Below are 237 nucleotides of genomic sequence, written 5' to 3'. Positions count from 1 at the left end.
GGTTGATAGGTCGAAGGTGTAAGTGCAGCAATGTATTTAGCTTATCGATACTAATAGGTCGAGGACTTGACCAATATTTATTTGATGTTCATTGATTAAAATATATATGTAGTTTTTAGAGTGTTAACTCTAAAGAAATTAGTTTTACTAGTTTCAATAACTTAATAGTAATATTAAGCATAAAGATTATGTGGTTACAATAGCAGAGAGGATACACCTGTTCCCATTCCGAACACA

General features: G+C 31.2%; 1 rRNA gene. It reads left to right on the top strand.

The window, feature by feature from the left end:
- Positions 1-74, top strand: a 23S ribosomal RNA gene (locus KGF48_RS20165); the annotation flags it as partial.
- Positions 75-237: the final 163 nt, after the last annotated feature.

The organism is Clostridioides sp. ZZV15-6388 (genome assembly GCF_020657755.1).
Classification (GTDB): Bacteria; Bacillota; Clostridia; order Peptostreptococcales; family Peptostreptococcaceae; genus Clostridioides.
The sequence above is the reverse complement of the archived record's forward strand: the minus strand, read 5'-3'. Positions and strand labels throughout refer to the sequence as shown.